The 24,774-nt window shown below is 36.7% G+C and carries 25 protein-coding genes and 2 tRNA genes; 22 read left to right on the plus strand and 5 right to left on the minus strand.

The genetic code is table 11. From position 1 onward, the window contains the following. Positions 1-18: 18 nt before the first annotated feature. Positions 19-432: a hypothetical protein gene (locus HXK94_000705; GenBank protein QTI96409.1), complete on the minus strand. Its 414-nt coding sequence runs from the start codon at positions 430-432 to the stop codon at positions 19-21. Between the two features lie 141 nt (positions 433-573). On the opposite strand from HXK94_000705, the gene HXK94_000710 reads away from it, so the two are divergent. The 17 genes from HXK94_000710 to HXK94_000790 all read left to right on the plus strand — a co-directional run bounded on the left by HXK94_000710 (position 574) and on the right by HXK94_000790 (position 17,097). After that, positions 574-738: a prepilin-type N-terminal cleavage/methylation domain-containing protein gene (locus HXK94_000710; GenBank protein ID QTI96410.1), complete on the plus strand. Its 165-nt coding sequence runs from the start codon at positions 574-576 to the stop codon at positions 736-738. Then, on the plus strand, positions 735-992 hold the full coding sequence (locus HXK94_000715; protein QTI96411.1) for a hypothetical protein: 258 nt from the start codon (positions 735-737) through the stop codon (positions 990-992). Before HXK94_000710 ends, HXK94_000715 begins: the two co-directional genes overlap by 4 nt. 60 nt (positions 993-1,052) lie before the next feature. Continuing rightward, positions 1,053-1,601, plus strand: a complete 549-nt coding sequence (locus tag HXK94_000720) for a nucleoside monophosphate kinase (GenBank protein ID QTI96412.1) — start codon at positions 1,053-1,055, stop codon at positions 1,599-1,601. Further along, positions 1,589-2,359 carry a type I methionyl aminopeptidase gene (gene map / locus HXK94_000725; GenBank protein QTI96413.1) on the plus strand — a complete coding sequence of 257 codons (771 nt, stop codon included), beginning with the start codon at positions 1,589-1,591 and terminating at the stop codon, positions 2,357-2,359. The genes HXK94_000720 and map overlap by 13 nt, the downstream gene beginning before the upstream one ends. A 12-nt stretch (positions 2,360-2,371) precedes the next feature. Further along, entirely contained in the window at positions 2,372-3,286 is a 915-nt protein-coding gene (locus tag HXK94_000730) for a cation diffusion facilitator family transporter (GenBank protein QTI96414.1), read from the plus strand. A 63-nt stretch (positions 3,287-3,349) separates the two neighbouring features. Further along, positions 3,350-3,426: transfer RNA gene (locus HXK94_000735), tRNA-Thr, on the plus strand. Between the two features lie 25 nt (positions 3,427-3,451). Beyond that, positions 3,452-3,537 (plus strand) — tRNA-Tyr (locus tag HXK94_000740). Positions 3,538-3,640: 103 nt separating this feature from the next. Continuing rightward, the gene (gene ftsA / locus HXK94_000745; GenBank protein QTI96415.1) at positions 3,641-4,858 is read left to right on the plus strand and encodes a cell division protein FtsA; all 1,218 of its coding nucleotides are present in this window, start codon (positions 3,641-3,643) and stop codon (positions 4,856-4,858) included. 33 nt (positions 4,859-4,891) lie between these two features. Further along, complete coding sequence (ftsZ, locus tag HXK94_000750; protein ID QTI96416.1) at positions 4,892-6,115, plus strand: cell division protein FtsZ; 1,224 nt, start codon at positions 4,892-4,894, stop codon at positions 6,113-6,115. Continuing rightward, on the plus strand, positions 6,115-6,570 hold the full coding sequence (locus HXK94_000755) for a transcriptional repressor NrdR (protein ID QTI96417.1): 456 nt from the start codon (positions 6,115-6,117) through the stop codon (positions 6,568-6,570). Before ftsZ ends, HXK94_000755 begins: the two co-directional genes overlap by 1 nt. Next, positions 6,548-6,808 carry a hypothetical protein gene (locus HXK94_000760; protein ID QTI96418.1) on the plus strand — a complete coding sequence of 87 codons (261 nt, stop codon included), beginning with the start codon at positions 6,548-6,550 and terminating at the stop codon, positions 6,806-6,808. Before HXK94_000755 ends, HXK94_000760 begins: the two co-directional genes overlap by 23 nt. A 665-nt stretch (positions 6,809-7,473) precedes the next feature. After that, the gene (locus tag HXK94_000765) at positions 7,474-8,037 is read left to right on the plus strand and encodes an SLATT domain-containing protein (protein QTI96419.1); all 564 of its coding nucleotides are present in this window, start codon (positions 7,474-7,476) and stop codon (positions 8,035-8,037) included. Continuing rightward, on the plus strand, positions 8,037-9,359 hold the full coding sequence (locus HXK94_000770) for a hypothetical protein (GenBank protein ID QTI96420.1): 1,323 nt from the start codon (positions 8,037-8,039) through the stop codon (positions 9,357-9,359). The genes HXK94_000765 and HXK94_000770 overlap by 1 nt, the downstream gene beginning before the upstream one ends. A 364-nt stretch (positions 9,360-9,723) precedes the next feature. After that, positions 9,724-12,621: an isoleucine--tRNA ligase gene (gene ileS / locus HXK94_000775; GenBank protein ID QTI96421.1), complete on the plus strand. Its 2,898-nt coding sequence runs from the start codon at positions 9,724-9,726 to the stop codon at positions 12,619-12,621. Positions 12,622-12,710: 89 nt separating this feature from the next. Then, the gene (locus HXK94_000780; GenBank protein QTI96422.1) at positions 12,711-13,184 is read left to right on the plus strand and encodes a hypothetical protein; all 474 of its coding nucleotides are present in this window, start codon (positions 12,711-12,713) and stop codon (positions 13,182-13,184) included. A gap of 118 nt (positions 13,185-13,302) precedes the next feature. Continuing rightward, entirely contained in the window at positions 13,303-15,639 is a 2,337-nt protein-coding gene (locus HXK94_000785; GenBank protein QTI96423.1) for a hypothetical protein, read from the plus strand. 24 nt (positions 15,640-15,663) lie between these two features. Beyond that, the gene (locus HXK94_000790) at positions 15,664-17,097 is read left to right on the plus strand and encodes a DUF11 domain-containing protein (protein QTI96424.1); all 1,434 of its coding nucleotides are present in this window, start codon (positions 15,664-15,666) and stop codon (positions 17,095-17,097) included. A gap of 170 nt (positions 17,098-17,267) precedes the next feature. Here the strand turns inward: HXK94_000790 and rplU are convergent, their stop codons facing one another. Further along, positions 17,268-17,576, minus strand: coding sequence for a 50S ribosomal protein L21 (gene rplU / locus HXK94_000795; protein ID QTI96425.1), 309 nt, complete (start codon positions 17,574-17,576; stop codon positions 17,268-17,270). A 129-nt stretch (positions 17,577-17,705) separates the two neighbouring features. Here rplU and HXK94_000800 point away from each other — a divergent pair, with 129 nt between their 5' ends. Further along, entirely contained in the window at positions 17,706-18,479 is a 774-nt protein-coding gene (locus HXK94_000800; GenBank protein ID QTI96609.1) for an AAA family ATPase, read from the plus strand. Then, positions 18,479-19,366 (plus strand): ParB/RepB/Spo0J family partition protein, encoded by an 888-nt coding sequence (locus HXK94_000805; protein ID QTI96426.1) that lies wholly within the window; start codon positions 18,479-18,481, stop codon positions 19,364-19,366. Before HXK94_000800 ends, HXK94_000805 begins: the two co-directional genes overlap by 1 nt. A 35-nt stretch (positions 19,367-19,401) precedes the next feature. Here HXK94_000805 and lepB read toward each other — a convergent pair whose 3' ends face one another. Beyond that, positions 19,402-20,016: a signal peptidase I gene (lepB, locus tag HXK94_000810; GenBank protein ID QTI96427.1), complete on the minus strand. Its 615-nt coding sequence runs from the start codon at positions 20,014-20,016 to the stop codon at positions 19,402-19,404. 76 nt (positions 20,017-20,092) lie between these two features. Here lepB and HXK94_000815 point away from each other — a divergent pair, with 76 nt between their 5' ends. Both HXK94_000815 and HXK94_000820 read left to right on the plus strand, forming a co-directional pair. After that, a complete protein-coding gene (locus tag HXK94_000815) occupies positions 20,093-20,878 on the plus strand; it encodes a hypothetical protein (GenBank protein QTI96428.1) in 786 nt (261 codons plus the stop codon). A 21-nt stretch (positions 20,879-20,899) separates the two neighbouring features. Then, positions 20,900-22,087, plus strand: a complete 1,188-nt coding sequence (locus HXK94_000820) for a trypsin-like peptidase domain-containing protein (GenBank protein ID QTI96429.1) — start codon at positions 20,900-20,902, stop codon at positions 22,085-22,087. Between the two features lie 29 nt (positions 22,088-22,116). Here HXK94_000820 and HXK94_000825 read toward each other — a convergent pair whose 3' ends face one another. Further along, a complete protein-coding gene (locus HXK94_000825) occupies positions 22,117-22,950 on the minus strand; it encodes a peptide chain release factor N(5)-glutamine methyltransferase (protein QTI96430.1) in 834 nt (277 codons plus the stop codon). Between the two features lie 4 nt (positions 22,951-22,954). Next, on the minus strand, positions 22,955-24,034 hold the full coding sequence (gene prfA / locus HXK94_000830) for a peptide chain release factor 1 (protein QTI96431.1): 1,080 nt from the start codon (positions 24,032-24,034) through the stop codon (positions 22,955-22,957). 75 nt (positions 24,035-24,109) lie between these two features. Here prfA and HXK94_000835 point away from each other — a divergent pair, with 75 nt between their 5' ends. Continuing rightward, positions 24,110-24,772, plus strand: a complete 663-nt coding sequence (locus HXK94_000835; GenBank protein ID QTI96432.1) for a uracil-DNA glycosylase — start codon at positions 24,110-24,112, stop codon at positions 24,770-24,772. Positions 24,773-24,774 lie beyond the last annotated feature (2 nt).

Here is a 24,774-nt window from a genome sequence, read left to right on the forward strand (position 1 = left end):
ACGGCCAAAAGGTCGTTTTTAAATTTCCCAGTCGGAAATAAGCTTATTTGCGAGCTTCTCTCTTTCTTTTAGTGGTATAGCTATAAAATAATCAGAATATTCCTGAATATCAAAGCCTATTTCTTTTGTTCTGAAATCTTGAGCGAACAATATGGATAATTTTCTTGAGAAGTTAACCAAGTTTTTATCTGGGTTGTCTCGAATCTCTATTATAAAATTCTTAGCAATCTCGTAAATTATACAAATTTCTTCTTTTGAGAAAGGCTTAGGATAGTCTTTTTCGAAATAGTTAATGTAGAAAGAATTCAAATCTTTTATAGTGTATTCTTTATTTGATGTACTATATTTTTTTAATTTAGTAGGAAAAACTTTGAAACTACTATCATAATCTATTTTATATAAAATAGTGACAATTTTTTGAAAAATGCTCATAGAGAAATCTCCTTTTTAATAAAAGAGCGCTAAAACAGCGCTCGTAAGCTAATGAATATTATATATGAATTTGATAATAAAAGTCAAATAGTTTTTTTGAAAAATCAATTTGACTTTTAGGGGGTCGACTATAATGGGGCTATGAAAAAGCATAAACTTTATGAAGGATTTACGATTATTGAAGTTGTTTTGGTTCTTGCAATTGCTGGGCTGATATTTCTTGCGGTTTTCTTGGCTTTGCCAGCTTTGCAAAGGTCTATTCGAGATAAATCCGAAAAGATTCGGTCGCCAGAACTGTTGCAATGATTAAAACTTATCGCTCAAATAGTGGTCATCAATTAAAATTTAGTGATGAATATAAAAGCTATTCTTTCACTAAGAATAACTCTGGTGAATGGGAAACTTCAGGTGAGGATTATGTTGGTAGGCTTCAGATAGTTTTAGGTAGTTCTTGTGAGGTGTATAAATCGCGTGAGGGCGAATATCCTCGATTTAATCCTAATAAATCAATGGTTGCAATTCATCTTGAAGCGAGCGACTATTATTGTGAAGAATTTTAGTATTTTTAATTTTTTGTGCTATAATATAAAAGTACATAATTTAAAAACAAAAGGAATTTAATGATCGTATTTTTTGGTCCAGCGGGTGCTGGTAAAAGTGTTCAAGGAAATTTGTTAGCCGCAAGAAATGATTGGCGCTGGCTTGGTGCTGGTCAACTTTTGCGTGATAGCAAAGACCCTGAACTTCTTGCACAAATGAGCACGGGTCAATTGGTTGATCCAGAAATTGTGAATCGCGTTATGGGTGAAGCTTTAGGCCGAGCAAATAACGGAAAAGTTAAACAAGTAATTCTTGATGGTTACCCACGCCAACTTGCTCAGGCGAAATGGTTAATTGAAAATAAACAAAATCATGGGCGCAACGTTGACCTCGTAATTGTTTTAGAGGTGCCACGAAGCGAATTAATGCGTCGTCTTGCAATTCGTGGTCGTCTTGATGATACTCCAGAAGTTATCGATGAGCGACTTCGAATTTACCGAAAAGAAATGTACCCAGTTTTGAACTACTTTAACGAAAACGGCGTGGTTATCGCGCATATTGATGGAACTGGAACTGTTGGCCAAGTTCACGACCGAATTATGGAGGAAATCGAAGCATGCGGAATTTAATCACAGGTAATAAAACTGAAGAACAACTTCAAGCAATGCGTGAAGGTGGAAAAATCCTTGCACGAATTTTACGCGAGTTAACTGAATTTTCGAAAGTTGGTGTAACTGGTCTTGAGGTTGATGCTTTTGCGCGTAAAAAAATTAAAGAATACGGCGCAAAATCTGCATATCTAACACCTGAAGTTAATTTTCCGGGTGTGGTTTGTATTTCTCTAAATGATTGTGTTGTTCATGGCGCACCAAACGATATTCCTTTCGAAAAAGGTGATGTTGTTAAATATGATATGGTGATTCAATACAAAGGCATGATGGTTGATTCTGCTACGACAACTGTTGTGGGCGAAGAGCCAAAAGGTGCAGTAAAACATCTTTTGAATGATACAAAAAAAGCACTCGCTGCTGGAATTTCGGTTGTTAAACCTGGTGTAAAAACTGGCGACATTGGTGCTGCGGTTGAAAAATCACTTAAAAAATCAAAACTCGGCAATGTTCGGGATTTGGTTGGTCATGGAATTGGTGTTAAAATGCACATGGATCCAGAAGTTCCAAATTATGGGCATGCTGGTCAAGGTGTTGTTTTTCAAGAAGGTGACACTTTCTGTATCGAACCTATGACTTCGCTTGGAAAAGGTGATGTTGTTTTCAATGGAACAGATAGCGAATGGGATGTTTTAATGCGCGATGGCTCGCTTTCAGCACATTTTGAACATACGATTTTAGTTACTAAAGACGGTGCAGAAATTCTAACTTTAGAGTAGTTTTATAGAAAAATGAAAAAAAGTGGGCTTTTAAGAGCTAGCAAAGATACTCGCGAACATCAATTGAATGAACATTTTGGGCATTCACACAGCCATGTGCATACAAGTGATCTTCCGTTGGCAATCGGTTTAAATTTAGGGTTTTCAATCGCTGAATTCTTTTTAGGGATATTTCTGGGTTCCGCAGCAATTTCGGCAGATGCAATCCATGATTTAGGCGATGCTATTTTGTTAACATTTACGCTAGTTTTGAGTAAGTTTAGCAATAAAAAACCCACTTCAATTATGAGCTATGGATATAAGCGCTTGTCGGTTTTGGGTGCTGTTTTGAATTCTTTCGTTATGTTGGGTCTTTCGTATATGATGGCGAGGACTCTATATTATGAATTTATTAATCCGCACAATCATGCACATGTGAATGTTCCGGGGTTAATGGTAGTTTCAGTTATTGGAATTTTAGTTAACCTATTTGCAGCCCTTCGACTTCACGGTTCGAAGAATATTCTCGATAAAACAGTTTCGCTTCATCTATTCGAGGATCTTTTTGGCTGGGTTTTAACCCTTCTTACATCTATTTTAATTTCATTTTCGGGCCTTGCGATTCTCGATAGAATTGCGAGTTTGTTTATTCTGTTATTTATTTCTTGCGGTGCGATTATGAACGCTTGGGATGCTTTAAAGATTTTACTTCAGCGAGCACCTAATGTAAAAGATTTAAATAATATTAAAAAGAATATTTTAGCAATTGAAGGTGTTGTGTCTATTAAGAATGTGCATTTCTGGAGTCTTGACGGGGAAGAACATATTTTTACTGCGCAGATTATCGTGAATGATTCTTCGAAAAATGTAGAAATTCGAAGAAAAATTTCGAGTTTTTTGCCAGATTTCCAGATTGTAGATTCAACAATAGAAATTTTGAAAAAATAAATCAAAAAAGTACTTGCATTTTTGAAAAGGCTCGTGTATAATTAGAAACGTACTTGGTGATATGCCACCTTAGCTCAGCTGGTTAGAGCAGCTGTTTTGTAAACAGCAGGCCTTCGGTTCGAATCCGAAAGGTGGCTCCAAGTATTTTTTAATACAAGTTAAAGAGCTGGGATAGTGAAGCGGTCAAACACAACAGACTGTAAATCTGTCGGCAGATGCCTTCGAAAGTTCGAATCTTTCTCCCAGCACCAGAAATTATTTTCCAAAAAAACGCCCAATCACTGCGAGGGGTGTTTTTTATTATTTGCTATTTTCGTACTTGATAAAAATTAGCATTAACGGTATAATGGAACTATGAATGAGAATTCTCGAAATGTGGTAGGAGTAGATATTGGAACTTCAAAAGTTCGTGTTATTATTGCGAACTTTGATAAAGAAGGAATGCCAAATGTTATCGGTGTTGGCTCCGCAGAAAATAACGGAATGAAAAAAGGGGTGATAACTAACGCTCAAAGCGTTTATCAAGCTTTAGATAAGGCTTTGCTTCAAGCAGAAAGAATGGCTGGCTATGAAAGTAGTAGTGCTATATTTAGCGTCAATGGTGCACATATTTTAAGCACAAATACTGACGGAATGATTGCAATCAACTCACCAGATGGCATTGTGGATGAAGAAGATCTTCAGCGAGTTGAAGAGGTTGCCACAATTGGTAAAATCCCAGCAAATCATCGAGTTTTGGAATTTATTCCATACTACTATAATCTCGACAATCAAGAAGGCTTAGTTGATCCTTACGGTATGGAAGGTGTTCGCTTAGAGGTTCACGGTAGTGCTATTTCGGCATTAGATTCAAATATAGATAACTTAAGAAATACTGCTGCAAGATTAGACCTTGACCCAGAACTTTATGTTCCAAGCGTTTTGGCTTCTTCTCGAGCATTGTTGACAGATAACCAAAAAGAAAACGGTGTTGCAGTTGTTGATCTTGGTGCCTCAACTACTGGAGTTGCAGTTTATGAAGACGGCGCGTTGCGATTAATAGAAGTTATTCCACTTGGTGGAATCAATATTACCAACGACCTTGCAATTTGCTTGAAAGTTTCACCAGAAGTCGCCGAAGAAATAAAAATTAAGCATGGTTTTGCTTTCGAGAGAGAAGAGAGTGGCGATATTGTTGTGAAACATGGTCGCGAACATTATAGCTTTAATACACGAGAAATCGAAGAAGTTATTGAGGCGCGACTTGAAGAAATTTTTGAAGAAGTTAAAAAAGTTCTTAAAAAATCAGGTTTCGAAAATCAATTACCAAACGGAATTGTACTAGCGGGAGCGGGTTCAAACCTTAAAGGAATTGATGAATACGCGAGAAAACAATTACAGCTAGCAACTCGAATTGGTAAAAACGGCGTCGAAAGAACTGTTTCACAAGAAGTGAATAAACCAGAGTTTTCAGCTGCGGTTGGCTTGATAATTGAAGCAAGAAATGTGGTTTTGAGAAGAGAAGAATATCGAGATAATTTTGAGCCTAAGAGCTTTGGATTTTTCGCAAGATTCTTTAAGAAAAAGCGATAAAGTGATATAATGGGAGTAAATTAAGGAGAAGAAATGCCAGAAATTAAACCGAATGAAGTTGAAACTTTTGCAAAAATTAAAGTTGTAGGAATTGGTGGCGCAGGTGGAAGCGCTGTTAATCGAATGAAAGATGTTGGCCTAAACAACATTGAATTTATTGCAATGAATACTGACGCTCAAGCGTTGTATAAATCAAAAGCTGATAAAAAAATTCACCTTGGTCGTGAAACAACAAACGGATTGGGTGCGGGTGCTGACCCTATTGTTGGGGAAAGTGCTGCTCTTGAATCACGCGAAGAAATTCGCGAAGCTCTTGAAGGCGCAGACATGGTGTTTATCGCTATTGGTGCCGGTGGTGGAACTGGTTCTGGTGCTGGTCATGTTGTGGCTGAAATCGCCCGCGAAATGGGTATTTTAACGATTGGTGTTGCTACTCGACCATTCGCTTTTGAAGGCGCAAAACGAAAAACTAACGCCGACTGGGCAATTGAAAAGCTTGCAGCCGCAGTTGATACTTTAATTACAATTCCTAACGATAGGCTTCTTCAAACTGTTGATCGCAACCTTCCTCTTCTTGAGACTTTCAAAATTGCCGACGATGTTCTTCGTCAAGGAGTTCAAGGTATTTCAGAACTTATTACTGAACATGGTTTGATTAACCTTGACTTTGCTGATGTTAAGTCGATTATGAGTAATGCCGGTTCAGCCTTGATGGGAATTGGTCGTGCAAGTGGCGATAATCGAGCACAAAAAGCTGCTGAACAAGCTATCGAAAGCCCAATGATTGAAGTTTCAATCGAAGGTGCTCGAGGTGTATTGTTTAATGTTGCTGGTGGTTATGATATGAGCATGAGTGAAATTCAAGAAGCTGCTGAAATCATTACAGGTGCAGTTGCTCCAGATGCAAACATTATCTTTGGTGCAACCTTGAATCCAGATCTTGAAGATGAATTAATCATTACAGTTGTAGCAACTGGTTTTGATCGTGATTATAGCGAACCAGCTCCAGTTGAATCACTTGAAAACGTTGTTTCGAAAACTTTCAATCTTGAAGACGAACACGCAGATGCTCAAGAAATTGATGAAAAAGTTTCTAGCGCAATTGATATGGAACTTAAAAAAGAAGAACCATCTTCAGCCGAAGATTTCACAAGCGATATTGAAACTAAAAATATTTGGGCTCAAGACGAAGAAAAAGACGAAAGTGATGTTCCTGCATTTTTGCGCCGCCGAAAACGCAATAAAAAGGAAGACTAATGGAATTTAAGCTCGACGAAACCAAGGTTCTTGAAAGTCGAATGTCGGTCGACGGCCAATCTGTGCGCCGTCGCCGAGTTGCTCCAGATGGAACTCGCTTCACAACTTACGAGCGAATCGAAAAACCGCGGATTATTGTTATTAAATCGCAGGGCGGAAGAGAAGAGTTTAGTCGCGAAAAGCTTAAAAGCTCAATTATTCGTTCGATCGGAAAGTTTATTTCAGATCTTCAAGTTGAAGAAATTATCAACCGTGTCGAAAACGAACTTCTTCAAAAATCGAACAAAGTTTCTTCGCACCAGATCGGTGAAACTGTTTTGGCGGTTCTGTTTGAAATGAATAAAGTTGCGTATATTCGTTTTGCAAGTGTGTTTAACGGTTTCGAAACAGTTGAAGATTTTGAAGATATTTTAGCAAAAGTTAGAGGTGAAAATGAGAATTGTAGTAGTCTATAAAGATTATAGCGATCATGGCCGTGAAGTTCGAGAATATATTGAAGATTTCGAAAGGCAAACGGGCTTAAAAGTCGAAGTTATGGATCCCGATTCTGGCAGAAATGAGTTTTTCTTGCGAGCTTATGATGTGGTTGAATATCCAACAATTTTAGCAATTACAGATGAAGGACGCCTGCTGCAACAGTGGCGGGGTAAACCACTCCCACTTTTTGACGAAGTTGCATATTACGCACGCTAAATTTGAAGCTTGGCGTGTTTTTTTGTGTTTGTGTTTTCTTTTTTTTGGTTGATTATAAAGTATTTTTAGTTATGCAATAAATATACCTAACAAATACTCAACATGAAATATAGATAAAATAAGTAAAATATAAAAAAAGAGAAAACTCTTTTTTTATAGTTGAAGAAAATATGGTTTATAAAAAACATAACTATTATGTCATAAATTTTAAAAAACAGTAGACGCTATATATAGTGTGTGCTAAATATAAACTTAAGATAACATTATTTTTGTTGTAAATAATACACGCTAAATATAGCGTTTTTTCTTGCTTTAGGTAATTAAAAAAGTTACAATGTAATTATGGCTTCTTAATACGGTAGGGGGTTAATATAATTAAGTTTTAAACTAGCCTAGGAGATATAATTTAGTTAGTGATGTAGGCTTATTGTAAGTTAATAAATTAAGGAAGGAGATGGGAGAAGAAACTAAGACATACAGATGGATGTTAAGATCAGGAGAAAGTTGAATATTTTAGCACAAAAATAATATTACTATTTTGCGGAAGAGAGCTTTTAAATTCTTATATTTGGAAACTAACAATCTTTCGAAATAATAAAGGTTATGGCCATGGTAAGGGAACTAACTTTACAGAAATATCAATATAAATAATATAAGGAGGTTTAATGTCGAAAAATCAAGAAAAATTACACTTTGAACTTAAAAATTTTATAGTAAATGTAGGTTGGACTCATAAAATTCATGCGGTTAGAATTGACGAGTTAGAAAACTATATTCGATGGTTTAGAATAGCAACAATAATCATTTCTGGAGTTGTCTCTTCTGGCTTAGTTGGAATACTTTGGTTTGATAAATATTGGATAAAGCTTGTTACAGCATTTTTATCATTAGTCACTACAATAATTTTTAGTATCACTAAGGAGTTTAACTTTGAGGAACGACTAGCTTTGGAGAGGAAATCTGTTGATGAGCTTTGGAATCTTAGAGTGTTAGCTGAAATTCTTTTATCTGAGGTGGTTTACAATGTAAAACCATCCAGGGAAATCCAAGAATCTTTCGAAGAATTAAAACTTAGAAGAGATGCTATTTATAGTCAACTTTCTAATTCGTCTCCTAAAAATGTATCCAAGGCTTCAAAACTAATAAAATCACGAAAAGATAATGATTATGAGGAGGATTATAAATACTTTATTTCAAAAGAATTGATGAAAATTAAGGAGGAAGAATAATGTCTTTATCTAATGATTTTAGAGAATTTTGCGAAAATGAACTGTCCATGACTGATGAGGAATGGGAAAAATGGGAGAATAGATTAAAAGAGATTACGAAACAACTTAATCGAAAATACTATTCCTTAGATGAGCTTGACGATCAAGAAACTGACAACGGTTTGATTGTTGGTAGTATAGGGAGAATGACAGCTGTTCGAAATGTTAGTGATTTTGATTATATTTTTACATTACCATCAGAAGTATATAGACGATTTGATAATTACGAGGGAAATGGGCAATCTGCACTTTTACAAGAAATTAAAAATGAATTATTAAAAAGATATCCTGATACTAATATAAAAGGAGATGGACAGGTTGTTGTTATTGATTTTTCGGATGGTCGAAAGATTGAGTTAGTTCCAGCTTTTGAACAACCTGATGGTAGTTTTATATATCCTGATTCTCATAAAGAAGGTTCTTGGGGAACTACTAAGCCAAAGCTTGAAATTGAAAAATGTAAATCTTTAAATTTGAATTTTAACAATCATTTCTCTAATTTAACAAGGCTCATGCGACGATGGAAAAATCATACGGGCTTTTCATTTAAGGGGTTGCTGATAGATACTTTGATATCCGATTTTATTGACGATAAAGGTATTTCTGAAATATATTACTCTGATTATAATATTCTCTTGAAAGATATTTTTGAATACTTTTCAAATCAAGATAGAAATAGAGAGTATTGGTATGCTTTAGGCAGTAATCAAAAGATTTACAATAATGATGGAGCAAAATTTATCAATAAAGCTAAGAAGGCTCTAAAGAGAATAGAAGATGCTTCAGAAGAGGAACTTACTGAAGTTTATAGACGGCTATTTGGTAGGCAATTCGCCAAATCTAGCTCTACGATAAATAGGGCAGCGAATGAAGAATTTATTGACGAGTTGTTCAATATTGATATCCAATATAATATTATTTTGGAGTGTGAAATTACTCAAAACGGTTATCGAAGAGCATTTCTTTCTGATTTTTTAAAGAAGGGGTATAAAATTAAGAGTAAGAAATCTCTCGATTTTAAAATTATAAAATCAAATATTCCAGATGAATACAGAAGAAAAATTAAGTATTATTGGAAAGTCAGAAATATTGGAAATGAGGCAATTAAAAGGAAATGTGAGCGTGGTGATATTATTGAAGATGAAATAGAACATCACGAAGATTCTCAGTTTGAAGGAGACCACTATGTTGAATGTTATGCTGTTTTAGATAATACGGTTATAGCAAGAGATAGAATAACAGTGCCTATTGACCCGTTAAATGGGAAAGACTATGCATTTTAAACTTTTCAATATTCTTCCTAAACCCAGCGATTCCGAGTTGCTGGGTTTAGGTTAAAAAGTTTTTAACTATTCACCTATTAGATCTAATATATCTTTTAGCTTAATTTATATTTAAAAGCTTGAAAATATCTTTAATTTTTGATAAAATAAGCTTATAAAAGCGTTTTATTTTGATAAATGAGCGGCTATCAACCGCGAAGCTCCCAGAAGAAAGGTTTAACCGATTAGAACTGGGCGGGAAAGCTCCGTGAAAGCTAAAATTAAGGGCTAAAAGAATCACTTCTTTTGGAATCGAGATGGTATCGCCGAGCTTGCTTGGTTCTCGAATCTAAAAGAGGTGATTTTTAATTTAAAAGGAGGAAGAATGAAATTTCAAGCAAACTCAAGAAGACGGGCAAAAGAATATGAAGCCGATGTTTTGGCGCGCTGGAAAGCAGAAAATACCTTTAAACAATCAGTTGAAAACCGTAGCGAAGATAACGCTTTTGTGTTTTATGATGGTCCTCCATTCATTACTGGTGTGCCACACCACGGAACACTCCTTAGCTCAATCGTAAAAGATGCTGTTCCGCGCTATCAAACAATGAAAGGCAAGCGAGTTGAACGCCGTTGGGGTTGGGATACGCACGGTTTGCCAGCCGAAAACTTTGTTGAGAAAAAGCTCGGTATCACTTCTCGACACGAAGTTGGTGAAAAAATTTCACTCGCCGAATATATCACAACTGCGCGCGAGAGCATGGTTTCGAACGCGGCACTTTGGGAAAGCACGATTGATCGCATCGGTCGTTGGGTTGAATTTAAAAATGCCTACAAAACAATGGATAAAAACTTCATGGAAAGTGTTTGGTGGGCGTTCAAAACTCTTTACGAAAAGGGTAAAATTTATGAAGGTGAACGCGTTTTGATGTATGATACGGCGTGGGCAACTCCGCTTTCAAAAAGTGAAGTCACAATGGACAACGACGCCTATAAAACTGTGACTGACCCAAGCGTTTTTGTGAAATTCTGGTTGAAAGATTTCGAAGATGCAGAAGGTTCAAAAGATAAAACTGCAATGCTCGCCTGGACAACAACTCCTTGGACTTTGCCAGCAAATATGGGCCTATTTGTTAACCCAGATTTCACTTATGCAAAAGTTAAAGTTGGTGATGAATTCTATATTTTAGCAAAAGATTTGCTCGAAAAAGTTTTTGTTGATGAAAAAAAACAACCGATTCCTTTCGAAATTGTTAATTTGATTGATGGTTCAGAATTGGTTGGTTTGAGCTACGAACCACTTTTCGAAGATTCGAAATATTCCGGTGAAGGTGAAGAGAACGCTTATAAAGTTTGGGGCGCAGATTACGTTTCTCTTGAAAGTGGAACGGGAATTGTTCACTCGGCACCAGCATATGGTGAAGAAGACTTCAACTTTGGTAAAGAATACGGAATTCCAGTTTTCCACGTTTTAGACGAATATGGAAAATATTTGAACGGTGAATTTGCCGGAAAAGATGTTTGGGAATTCAACAAGCCGCTTGCTAAAATCTTGAAAGAGCGTGGTGTAGTTTGGAAAATTGATTACATTCGTCACGAATACCCACACAATCCACGAACAGGTCACCGATTGATGTATCGCGCGCACCCAAGCTGGTTCTTTGATATTCAAGGTCAAAAAGAATTAATGCTTGAGCAAAACGAAAATATCAATTGGTTCCCAGCACACTTGAAGCATGGTCGTTTCGAAAAGAATCTTGAAGCTGCACCAGATTGGAATCTGTCGCGTGACCGTTTTTGGGCGACTGCAATGCCAGTTTGGAAGTCTGAAAGTGGTAAAATCCGCGTGGTTGGTTCTTATGCTGAACTTAAAGAATTGAGCGGCGTGGAACTTGAAGACTATCACCGACCTTGGGTCGATGAAATTACTTTCGAAATTGATGGTGAAAAATATACTCGAATTGATAAAGTGCTTGACTGTTGGTTCGAAAGTGGTTCAATGCCGTTCGCGCAATTCCATTATCCTTTCGAAAACAAAGAAAAATTTGAAAAGAATTTCCCAGGCGACTTTATTGTTGAATATATTGGTCAGGTTCGTGCATGGTTCTATTATGTTCACGCTGTAAACACTGCTTTGTTTGGCAAAAACGCCTTCAAAAACGTGATTACAACTGGTGTTGTTGCCGGAAACGATGGCCGCAAGATGAGTAAATCTCTTGGAAACTACACCGATCCAAACGAACTAATGGATCAATATTCTGCCGACAGCTTGCGATTCTTGTTGCTTACTAGCCCACTTTTGAACGGTGAAGATTTTGCACTTCACGACAAGGATGTTTCAGATGTTGCGCGCAAGCTTTCGATGATTTGGAACATGTATGATTTCTTCACAATGTATGCCAGTGTTGACGGTTGGGAATTTAACGGCGAACTCAAAGATCCTTCAAAAGATCTAGAAAATCCACTTGATAAATGGATTGTGAGTCGTGTTCACGAGCTTCGAAACGAAATTACAGAAAACATGGACGTTTATAACATTCCACGTGCGCTTGAAGGTGTTTTACCATTCCTCGATGATGCTTCGAACTGGTTTGTGCGCCGTTCACGACGTCGTTTCTGGAAGAGTGAAAATGGTGCCGATAAACTTCAAGCTTATCAAACGCTTCACTATGTTTTGAGCTATCTTGCGTTGATTCTTGCACCATTTGTACCGTTCTTGGCAGAAGAGCTCTGGAGTAAAATGGTTAATGATGGTTCAGTTCACTTGAAAGATTGGCCAGAAGCTGGTGAAATTGATAAAGACTTGATTGCTAAAATGGCTGAAGTTCGCGGTTATGTGAATGAGGCTCTCGCGCTTCGAGCAAAGAACGGCATGAAGATTCGCCAACCGCTTGCTAGTGTGAAAGTTCCAAAAAATGCTGATACTTTCGATTTTACGCCAATTCTAATGGAAGAATTGAACGTTAAAGCTGTTGAATATGGTGGCGAAGAAGTTGATTTCGACTTTGAACTAACTCCTGAGCTCCGTGCGGAAGGTTTAATGCGTGAGATTATTCGCCACATTCAGGCCACACGTAAGAAAGCTGGATTAAATGTTGATGATCGAATTGAACTTAACTTTACATCTGAAAATACTGAAGTTCTCGATGCGTTTAAAAAATTTGAACAAGAAATTTCGAAAGAAGTTCTGGCTACAAAAGTTGAAATTTCAGAAGATGAACTTGACTTTACTCAAACTGTAAAAGTTGAAGGTTCTGAAGCAAAAATTTCACTCAAAAAAGCTTAGCCAAGATATTGACAATCAAAATAACTTATGCTATAATACAAGCATAAGTTATTTTTTAAACAAAAAACATAAAAAATCAAAAGGCAAAAATGGAAAATTTTAAGATAAACGATTATAGTACGAACGAGCAGGATAAAAAGTCTCTTGAACGAGAGAGTAATTTTGAAGAGTTTCAAGATTTTAAATTCGATTCTTTCGAAAGCTTAAATTCTGAACAGCAAAAAGAAATCGAAAAAACACAAGAGAGTTCAAAAAATGAAGCTCTTGAGAATTTGAACGATATTTATGCGCGCGAACGAAACACCGATCGCGAAAACAGTAGTTTTTTCTTGCGAGATGATGAAATTAAAAACTTGAATATTGTGCATTTCGAAGATTATGACGCAAACTTCGAAACTTATGAAGGTCGCGAAAACGAATTCAGTTTGCGTGAAAATCAATTTAAAACGCAAGAAGAACTTGTTCAAGAAATTAGCACAATGAAATCTGTTCGCCGAGAAGTTCCAGCAGGGCAACGTTTCTCAAATATTATTCGGGCAATTTCTGGAAAAATTGCAGCTTAATATCTGGCAAAAAGAAAATCGGTAGAAATATCGATTTTCTTTTAAAAAAGTGTTGACATTTTATTACGCTTGTGGTAAAATACGGGAGTAAATAAATTAAAAATAAACAAGGACAGAAATGAAGAACGGGAATAATCTCAATCCTACACCTGACACAAGTAAGTCTTTTGAGGAAGCTTATGGTGCTTGGGATACTCTGCAAGAGGAGTTAGCCCAGCAAAAGCGTGAAGAAGAACTTGCAAAGGGTGCAGAAAATTACGAGAAAGCTGTTCGTGATGCGATCGATAAAGGTGATCAAACTGCCTTTAACGAGATGGCTGAACGTGACGAGCACTATCGTAAAATGGAAAATGGTGAAAATCGAATAGATGATGAACAGCCATACGAATCTTCAGTACTTTCGCAAGAAGAAATGGCACAAGCTGTAAAATCTAGCGATGAAATTCAAAAAATGGATTTGCTTGCTCGTAGAGTCCAAAATGCTGGAAGCGACGAAGCTAAAGCAAAATACCAACAACAACTAGTTGAACTTTCGAATGATTTTTCGAAAGGTGAAGGTGCTATTGCAGTTAAAGATTGGCACGACCAATCTCAATGGGATTTTCGAGAAGCTAGTCAAGCTGAAGGATTCCGCCAAAAAGTTCTTGATTCAATTTGGGAAAAAGCAATGGAAACTCCAAAAGCTGACGATCAAGAAAATGATAACTCAAATGACAATGATCAAGAACCGCAGGTTGCTGATAATATAGATAATCAACAAGCTCAAAACGTTGATAATATCGATGATCAAAAAGTTAGTGTTAACTATAATGTTGAAAATAATATCGACAATCAAAAAGTTAGCGTCAATTATAATGTTGAAAATAACATTGATGATGAGCAGAAGCCAGAAATGATTGAACAAAACGAGTATGAGAAGAAATTTGACGAAATGCTCGTAAATGGCGCAACAGCTGATGAATTAGCAAGATATCGTCGTTCAATTCGCGCAGACTTTATTAATACAGGAGAAATGACACCTGAAAATAAAGAGATGTTAAAGCGTATGGAAAAAGTTGGTTATGCAGTTGGCGATATTGCACGAGAAAACGCTAAAGATACAGAAAACAATGCCGAAGAAAAAGTTGGACGATTCCAAAAACTCAAGAAAAAAATTGGTAAAAATATCTTGAAACTTGGCGCATTAGCTGGTCTTGGTATAACTGTATTCGGAGTTGGTCGCCAAGCTACTGAGTCGGTTCGTACTAACAATAGTGAACCAAAAGTAGAAAATAAAACTAAGACAGAACTTGGTGATGTTTCTGCGACTGAATTCAGCAAACATGCAAGCTTTGATAGCAGCAATGCTCAAGAGCAAGAAAAGAACTTTAATAACGGAAAATACGATTCAGAAAATAACGACTACAATAAAGTTGATCAAAAAGAGAATCAGTATTCGATTGGTACAAGTGTAGCGGAACTTTCAAATGAAGACTTCCAGAAAAATATGATTGAATCGCACAGTGAAGATGACATTGAATATATGGGACAATTCTTTGTTAACGATTCTGAAGCGGCTCAAAAATATTTGGGAATGTCGAACGGCGAAGTTGACAACTTAGTTGATGCTGCACGAAACGGCGACCAATCTGCTTTCCAAAAATTGAATGAAGCTTATTCAAACTATATGGCTGGCGCTAAAGTTGTTGGTCAAGAAGCTTTGGAAGGTGATTATTACTCAATCTTTGTGAATGGTGATAAAAATTATGCTCACTCTGAAGGTGCGTTTGGCGGAACAGCGCGTGTTGTTCAATTGAAAAATGGTCAACAAATTTTGATCCGTGACCAATGTAAGCAGTTGATGATGAAGAAGCAGGTGAATGTTCCTAGCGGATGGACAACTCCAACAATTCCGTTTGGTCAAACTTATACTCCACCCGCTCCAAACACACCACCAACACCGGAAACTCCACCGGAGACACCTCCAAACACTCCACCGGAAACTCCACCGGAGACACCTCCAAACACTCCACCGGAAACTCCACCGGAGACACCTCCAAACACTCCACCGGAAACTCCACCGGAGACACCTCCAACACCGGAAACTAAGTTTACAGAAGATCAGTCAATCTATAACTACGGCGGCTCTGTAACTAAAATGGATGCTGGAGAATTAACTCAAGCTCCAACTGCGGCAGAAGAAGCTGGTAAGGCGACTTATGATGTAGCACCAGGTGCTGAAACTACGATTGCTGCTGAAGGTATAGATAGTAGTATCGATAACTCAAATATAGCTAACCAAGCTAGTCAGTATGGTGGTGAAATAACTACTGATCAAGCTGCAGCACAAGCTGCGCAACAAGTTGAGGCTTCAGCAAATGCGCAAGCTAATGCTCAAGATCAAAATCAGTCTGTAAATATCGGTGGTCAGAATATTTCATATGATGATATTCAAAGAGCACAGAACGGGCAATAATTTAAAAAATAAAAAAGGCAAAAAATGTTAATTAAAAATAAAGTACAAAATTTGGGGGTTGCAGTAATTGCAACCCTCGTCGGGGCAGCATTTTTTGGTTCAACAGCATTTGCTTATGGGCCAGAACGGCAAACTTTTACTGCCGAAAACCCTGCAGATCATGTGACATTTAACTCTATCACAAACAACCCAACAGTTGGTGATGAACGAAATTTCGTTCGAGTTCGCCAAGTTGGTAGCGCACAATTTGTTGACAGTGTTGATATTGTTCCTGGTCAAGAATATGAAGTTTATGTCTATTACCATAATAATGCAAAAAGTTCTTTAAATTCAAAAGAAAATAATTATCGCGGTATTGCACTAGATGCAAAACTTCGAACAATTCTACCTTCAAAAATTGCTAAAGGTGGAACAGAACGAGTTATTGCAGAAATTACTGCAAGTAATGCACGACCACAAAAAGTTTGGGATGAATCTACATTGCGATCACCTTCGCGAGAAGTTGCGTTGCGATATATCCAAGGTTCAGCCAAAATCACAACAAAAGGAAGCATTAATGGTCAAGCTATTTACGGTGAAAGTCTTCTAGGCAGCGGCGTAAAACTTGGTTTTGATGGTCTAAACGGTATCCTTCCTGGATGTGATCACTACTCAGGTTATATCACATATCGATTTAAAGCGGACTATCCTGATTTTGAAACAACTAAAACTGTTTCAAAAGCTGGTGCAAATTCATTTGCAAAAAGCCAAACTGTAGGTATTAATGACGAAGTTGAATTCAAAGTTACTTACAAAAACACTGGAACAACCCTTCAAAGTAATGTTAATATTAAAGATATTCTTCCAGCAGGTATGACACTTGTTCCTGGAACAACTCGAATTACAACTCCATCAGACCAAACTGGTAAAACTTTAAACGATGATATTTCAAAGGCTGGAATTAATATCGGAAATTACTCAGCTGGTGGTTCAGCAACGGTAGTGTTCCGCGTAAAAATTGATTCTTCAAAATTAATTTGTGGAGCTAACACTTTCACAAATACCGCACAAGCGATTACTCAAAATGGTGGAAAATCTGATTCTGCGAAAGTAGTTGTTCAAAAGAATTGTACACCACAAGAGAAAAAAGAATATTGTGAAATTCCTGGAAAAGGTAATTTGAAGAAAGATGATGTAAACTGTAGCGATAAATGTAAAATCCCTGGTCTTCAACATCTTTCAGCTAACGACGCGAACTGTGCTGAAGTTCCAACAGAGCTTCCACACACTGGTCCTGCTGAAGCTGCAATGATGGTAATTGCGATTATGGCAATCACAGGTGCTGTAGCATACTGGTTCCGAAGTCGTGAAGAGATGAAAAAAGCGACTGCAGGTCTTGCAACAAAAGCAAACGACATCGTTGATCACAAAGCAACAAAAACTGAAGCTAAAAAATCTGAAAAAGTAGAGAAAAAATAGTTTCAAAAAATAAATAAACCTCGTTAAGTCGGGGTTTATTTTTGTTTTTGAATGATTATTGGGTGTTAAAAAGTTCAAAATGCTTATGTCGCACAATTTTTAAAAATAGCAATAAAAAATACCTCTTGAGTAGGGAGGTATTTTCGATATAATGGCTGGCCGCCTTTTTATTATTTAATCGAAGTAATTTCGATTTTAGTATATTTTTGACGATGTCCGTTTTCTTTGTGAACGCGTTTTTTAGCTTTGTAGCGAATCACACGGATTTTTTCGCCCTTAACAAGTTCGTCAACAACTTTAGCGGAAACTTTCACGCCTTTCACAAAAGGAGTTCCAACTTCCACTTTGTCGCCATCAATAAGCATCAAAGCGTCAAGTTTGAGCTCTTTTGTTCCTTGCGGGAGGAGGTCCACCAGAAGGGTCTCTTTTTCGCTAACGATAAATTGTTTACCGCCAACTTTTATGACTGCTTTTTTCATAAAATCCTCATTTAATTTAATATCTTTATTATTCTATCATAGAAAAACTTAAAAATCAAGTTAAAGTTTATAAATGGTTCTTTTTAAAAGGTTATGGTTTTTTCAAAAAAAGTATGATATAATGTAGATATTATGAAGGTGATTTCGATAACCAATCAAAAGGGAGGGGTTGGTAAAACTACCAGCGCTATTAATATTGCTTACTATATTGCCAAGCGTGGTTTTCGAACACTTCTAGTTGACTTTGACCCGCAAGGAAATGCAACTAGTGGTCTCGGTATAGATAAAAATGAGCTTGAATTTACTATGGCAGATGTAATTTCTGGCGAAAAAGAATTAAAAGATATTATTATTAAAACTAATTTTTCGAAATTAAGCATTGCGCCCAGTACACCTGTTTTAGCTAATGCCGAGGTTGAGCTTGCATCGGTTAAGGGTCGTTTTTCACGGTTAAAAGATGCTCTAAAAACTGTTGAAGCTGATTTTGATTATATTATTTTAGATTCACCACCAAGTTTAAGTTTACTCACAGTTAACGGCTTTATTGCTAGTGATTACTTAATTTTACCTGTTCAGGCTGAGTTTTACGCAATGGAAGGCCTTGGGCAGTTGTTGGAAAGTATGAAGCTCGTAAAGAAGGGGATGAATCCAAATCTTGAGCTTTTAGGTGTTTTGCCAACAATGGTTGATGCAAGAACCACTTTAGGAAACCAAGTTCTTGAAGAGATTAAAAAATTCTTTCCAGATAAGATTTTTTCAAATGCGATACCTCGGAATATTCGCCTAGCTGAAGCGCCAAGCCATGGTGTGCCAATTGGTGTTTACGATAGGTTTAGTAAAGGTTCGCGTGCATATAAAGCTGTTGCGAAAGAAGTCATTCAACGCATAGAAAGGGGTAAATAATGGCGAAAAAAGGTCTTGGCCGAGGTTTTTCTTCACTTATTCCTACAGAAATGCTCGTTGATGAAAAACTTGACTCAGAACTAGGTTTGGGGCAAGTTGATGGTGAATTGAAAGAAATTAAAGTAAGTGATATTTCACCAGATCCAGAGCAACCTCGTAAATATTTTAACGACGAAAAGCTTAAGGAGTTAGCTAGCTCCATTGAAATTCATGGTGTTTTGCAGCCGATTGTGGTTGTTCGAAAAGATTCAAAATTTTTAATTGTTGCTGGTGAGAGGCGATATCGTGCTTCAAAGATTGCTGGCCTGAAGAAAATTCCAGCAATAGTTCGTGAATTTTCAGACCAGAAACGATTAGAGCTTAGCTTGATTGAAAACATTCAACGTGATAATTTGAACGTTCTTGAAACGGCTGAAGCATATGCGAAACTTCGTGAACAATTTAATTTAACAGCTAAGCAAATTGGCGAAAGGGTTGGTGGAAGAAGCGAAAGTGCCATTCTGAACACTCTTCGATTATTAAAACTTCCAAAAATCGTAAAAGATTGTATTTTGGCGGGAAAAATAAAAGAAGGACAAGCTCGACCACTACTTAAGATTGATGAAAAAACAATAGAGAAAATCCTTCCAAAGATTATTGAAGAAAATTGGAGTTCTCGTAAAATTGAACAATTTTTGGTAAATTACAAGAAGCAGAATGAAGGTGATAAAAAATCTGAATCTAAAAAAATGAACAGCAATCCTTTCGAAAAAACCGTTCAACATATTTCAAAACGATTGAGCGCTCCAGTAGATATTAAAACTTCAGCGCGTGGTTCTGGTAAAATTGTAATTAAATTTAAAACTGAAGAAGAACTCAAAAGACTTGAAGAAATTCTTTCAAAATAAAAAAACCGAGATTATTCTCGGCTTTTTTATATTCTTTAGACTTGTTTATATTCGAAATTTCTAATTTTGTTAAATGGGAAAATTCGAAAGGCGACAGGTCCAACAATTTTATACAAGGGAACTGTACCAAGGCCACTCCTTGAATCGTAAGAATTATTACCTTCACGGTTATCGCCAGAAACGAATATTTCATTTTCTGGAACAGTCCATTCACCGTCGTGACTTGTATAACTTTTTGGTTCATGGTTGAAATTGTCATCTGGATTGAAGCCGTTTGGATGGTTTTTATTATAAACTGTTAACTTACCATTTTCAACTTTAACTTTTTCTCCAGCAAAGGCAATCACGCGTTTAATAATGTATTGATCTCGCATCCCTTCAATATATTGTGGATTTTCGAAAACAATAACTTCACCACGCTTTGGTGTGAATTTTGTATTTGTAAGGTTTGCCCAGGTTGTCTGAAGGCGACTAATAATCACTTTATCTCCGTCGGCAAAAGTCGGATCCATACTTGAACCTACTACCGTAAAGCTTTGAAAAATAAAAGTGTTGATTAAAATAGTTCCTAAAGTCACGCAAACTATAAAAATAAAAATCCCAAAAGTGTCGGCTGCCCAAGGATGCCGTTGCCAAAAATTACTCTTCATTTTTCCATTTTAACATGTTTCTTGAAGCTTTTCAATTATGGTTATTTTTTGAAATGTGTGATATAATGAAAGAAGTATGGATTTTATTAAAATTTCGAAAAAGAATTCTTTTTGGGGAAGTATTGCACATATTTTTCTAAATATTATTTTAGCGGTAACCATATGGCTTTCAATTTACATTACAAAAACGCCGTGGGTTGCAATATTGTTAGTATTTATTAGTAAATGGCGAACTTTTGCGGTTCGACCAAGGTTTTGGCTTGCAAACGTAAAATCAAATCTTGTAGACTTGATTTTCTCTTTAAGCCTAGTTATTCTAATGTTTTCAACGGGTGTTGATTATATAATTTCGCAAGGTTTCTTGCTTGCAGTTTATATTTTTTGGCTAACAATAATTAAACCGCACTCATCTGAAAACTCTATGAAGATTCAGGCATTATTAACAGTGTTTTTCGGTTTATCAGCCTTATATTCTATAACTTACGCTTGGGGCGAAATTCCAGTTTTCGTGGCTGCTTTCTTGCTTGGGTATGCTACTCTTCGTCATATTCTATCTTCTCGCGTAAATAAAAATATTGAGATCTTAAGCTTATTTTGGGGAATGATTTTAGCTGAATTTGCATGGATTTTTAATTTTTTGGTAATCGGCTACAGGATTCTTCTTGCACCATATTTTAACTTTGTTATTCCACAGGCTGCGATAATTTTAACAGTTTTGAGCTTTGTTGCTTTTGATGTTTTGGATAGCGGAGAAGAGAAGAAGAAAGATATAAAAGAGCTTTTACCGGAAATTATTTTTGCTACAATTTTGATTTTAACGCTGTTAATATTCTTTTCAACAATTCCAGTTGCGAAAAGCTAATTTAGAAAATGAGGAGGAAAAATGGATAATAAACCAGATAACGAATTACAAACAAAAGAACTGCAAACGAAAAATAATTCAAAAAACCAAATTATCATAGCGGTTGTTTTAACTACATTGGTTTTTGGTACAATTGGTATCTTTCAGTTATTTTCAATATTTGGATCGAAAATAAATCAAGGTGCGTCAATTAATTTTTCAAATAGCAATGAGAATTCAAGTTTTTCAAAACAGTCTGATTCGAATTCGATCGAATCGGTTGCGAGTAGAGTTTCGCAAAGCGTAGTTTCGATTGTTGGAAAAAGCCAAAGGTCTTTAAGATATTTTAGTTCATCGGTTGAAACGGCTAGTGCTGGAACGGGGATTATCGTTAGTGAAAACGGATATATTTTAACAAATAAGCATGTTGTTTCAAAAGCTTCTGAAATTTCAGTTGTTACGAGTGACGGGAACTCTTATGATAACGTAAAAGTTGTATCGACTGATCCTTTGAATGATATTGCAATATTAAAAATTTCGAACGCAAAAGGTCTTAAAGCTGCTGAACTTGGTGATTCGAAAAAACTAAATATTGGCCAACAGGTAATTGCGATTGGTAATGCTCTTGGTGAATACGACGGTACGGTTACGAGCGGAATTATTTCTGGTGTTGGTCGAACTGTTGTCGCTGCAGATGGTGCTGGTTCAAATAAGGAGATGTTAACAGATATGATTCAAACAGATGCCGCAATTAATACGGGAAATTCTGGCGGACCATTAGTGAATGCACAGGGTCAAGTTATTGGAATTAATACTGCCGTAGCTTCAAGCGGTCAGGGAATTGGTTTTGCAATTCCAATTTCTTCTGTTAAAGGGATGCTAAAATCAATTAGCAGGGGTGAAACTCCAAAACGTGCATATTTGGGCGCTAATTATGTAGCAGTGACTCCACAAATTCAAAAGGAATATAAACTTACTGTTTCGAAAGGTGCTTTGATCAAATCACGCGTTCGTAGTCGAAATGCTATAATTTCAGATAGCCCAGCGCAACAAGCAGGTCTTCAAGAGGGTGACGTCATTACTAAGATTGATGGGATAGAAGTTTCAAAAAATACCAGCTTAGGTTCTTTGATTGGCGAAAAGAATGTTGGCGATAAAGTTCAAATTACATACATTCGCAACGGTCAAGAAAAAACAACTTCAGTAATACTTGAAGAATACCAAAAATAAAAAATAATACTAGGGTTATTACTCTAGTATTATTTTTTATCTAAAACGATTGTGTAGTTTTCAGATTTTGATTTAACTAAACCGCAACTGTTCGCATATTTTTCAATTTCTTCAAATTGGCACGGGTCGGCCTCAAGAATAATTTTTCTTAATTTTGGTAAATCTTGCGCCTGGAATAATAGCTCAAAAATAAGTTCTAACCCGTTTTTTCGAGCATAAAGCGCAATTTGTGGCTCATGATGTAGCTCGTTATTCTTTTCAAAGTCAACCCAATCACGATTAACGTAAGGCAAATTTGCGGTAATAATTGTGATTTTCGAAAGAATATCTGATGGGATTTTCTCTAATAAATTGCTTTCGAAAAGAGGGATTTCTTGGTTTAAAAGCTTTTTTGCGTTCAGATTTGCTACAGCGAGAGCTTGTAGAGAAATGTCACTCGCAAAAACTTCAACTTTTTCACCACATTCAGCTTTTAGGGTTACGGGAATAATTCCTGAACCTGTACCGACATCTAGAATAACATCATCTGGTTGAAGTGTTTTTTGTGTAATTTCGATTAGTGTTTCGGTCTCGGGGCGAGGAACTAGAACATTTTCATTCACAAAAAAAGTTCGGCCAAAAAAATCTTTTTTTCGAAAAATATAAGCAAGCGGAACGCGTTTAATTCGTTTATTCAAAAAGTTATTAGCGTGAAAAACCAGAGTTTTTGAAAGCTTTTTTTGTGGATTCGCGTGCAAAAAAGTCCGTTCAACACCTAAAACATGCGCCAAGATTAATTCGGTATCAAGTTGTGCGCTGGTGATTTCAGCGTCTTTAAGTTTTTTGACTGATTTTTTCAGCCAAGTTTCAACTGTTTCGTGCATAGAATTAATTGTTTTCCGAGGCGTTTGCAGCCAAAAATTCTAGTTCGGCAGCCTGCAAATGATCAACAATGTCAGAAATTTGGCCATTCATTGCGGCAGGAATATTGCTTCGTGAATAACCAATTCGGTGGTCAGTGATGCGGTCTTGCGGGAAGTTGTAAGTTCGAATCTTTTCAGATCGATCGCCAGAACCGATCAAACTGCGCCGTTCAGCGGTAAGTTTAGCATTCTCTTCATCAATTTTAGCTTGAAGAAGTCGGGCGCGCAAAATACCGAGAGCTTTTTCTTTATTCTTGATTTGTGATTTTTCATCTTGATTTGTAACCACCATTCCAGTTGGTAAGTGTGTGATTCGCACCGCAGAATCGGTTGTGTTCACACTTTGGCCGCCATGACCACCAGAACGGTAAACATCAATACGTAAATCGTTCGGATTAATTTCAATATCAGCTTCTTCGGCTTCAGGCAGAACAGCTACAGTTACGGTTGAAGTGTGAATTCGTCCCTGAGATTCTGTTGCTGGGATTCGTTGAACGCGATGAACGCCACTTTCGAATTTTAATTTAGAATAAGGGGCATCGCCTTTAACGCCGAAAACAACTTCTTTATATCCACCAGCATCGTTAGCAGATTCACTCAAAAGCTCAGTTTTCAAGCCGTTTTGTTCGCAATAACGCAAATACATGCGATAGAGTTCGCTTGCAAAAAGGGAAGCTTCATCACCACCCGCTCCAGCACGAATTTCAACGATCACGTTTTTATCATCGTTCGGGTCTTTTGGTAGAAGCATTTCGAAAAGCTCTTGCTCAAGTGCGGCAAGTTTTTCTTCGTTTTCGGTAATTTCCATTTTGGCGAGTTCAGCAAGTTCACCTGTTTCGAGGTTAACAAGCTCACGTGCTTCCTCAAGGTTTTTTTCAAGATTTTCGCGCATTTCACCTTTTTCAATAATTTTTTCAAGTTCAGTGAAACGTTTATTTTTAGCTGAAAAATCTGGCGAAGAATAAGCATTCGGCTCGCTTAAAAAAGCCTGAATTTCTTCTCGTTCAGTTTTAAGTTTATCAAGATTTAAATCAATTTTTGGCATATAAAAGTATTATACCAAAAAATCGCTTGAATTTAAAGTGTTGAAAAAAGAATGTGGTTATGATAATATTTTGATATGAAAATAACCTCTTGGCGTGAATTTATTGAGAACGAAGCTGAAAAGCCATATTTTAAAAAGCTGTGGCAAAAAGTTGAACACGAGCGTGTTTCGAAAGAGATTTTTCCGGTAAGAGAAGAGATTTTTTCTTGTTTCGAAAAATGTCCGCTTGAAAAAACTAAGGTTGTGATTATTGGTCAAGATCCTTATCATGGTGTTGGGCAGGCGCACGGAATGAGTTTTTCGGTTAAAAAAGGTGTTAGAATTCCGCCAAGTTTGCAAAATATCTACAAAGAGCTTCAAAGCGATTTAGGTATTGAGCCAGCCGATAATGGTTTTTTGGAATCTTGGGCGGAGCAGGGTGTTTTGTTGTTAAACACTTCTTTTAGTGTTGAAAAAGGTAAACCTGCGAGCCATGCGAATTTTGGTTGGATGGAGTTTTCGGAACACGTTTTAGATTTTTTGAATGATTGTGAACACCCACTAGTGTTTATTTTATGGGGAGCGCATGCGCAAAAAGTTGGCGCTCGAATAACAAATCCAAAACAACTTAAAATCGAAAGCGCGCATCCTTCACCATTTTCGGCGCACCGTGGATTTTTTGGCTCAAAACCGTTTTCGAAAGCGAACAAATTTTTAGAACAAAATGGCGAAACACCGATTGACTGGCGAGTGCGCTAATA

The sequence above is a fragment of the Candidatus Nanogingivalaceae bacterium genome (genome assembly GCA_015257795.3).
GTDB lineage: Bacteria > Patescibacteriota > Saccharimonadia > Saccharimonadales > Saccharimonadaceae > Nanogingivalis.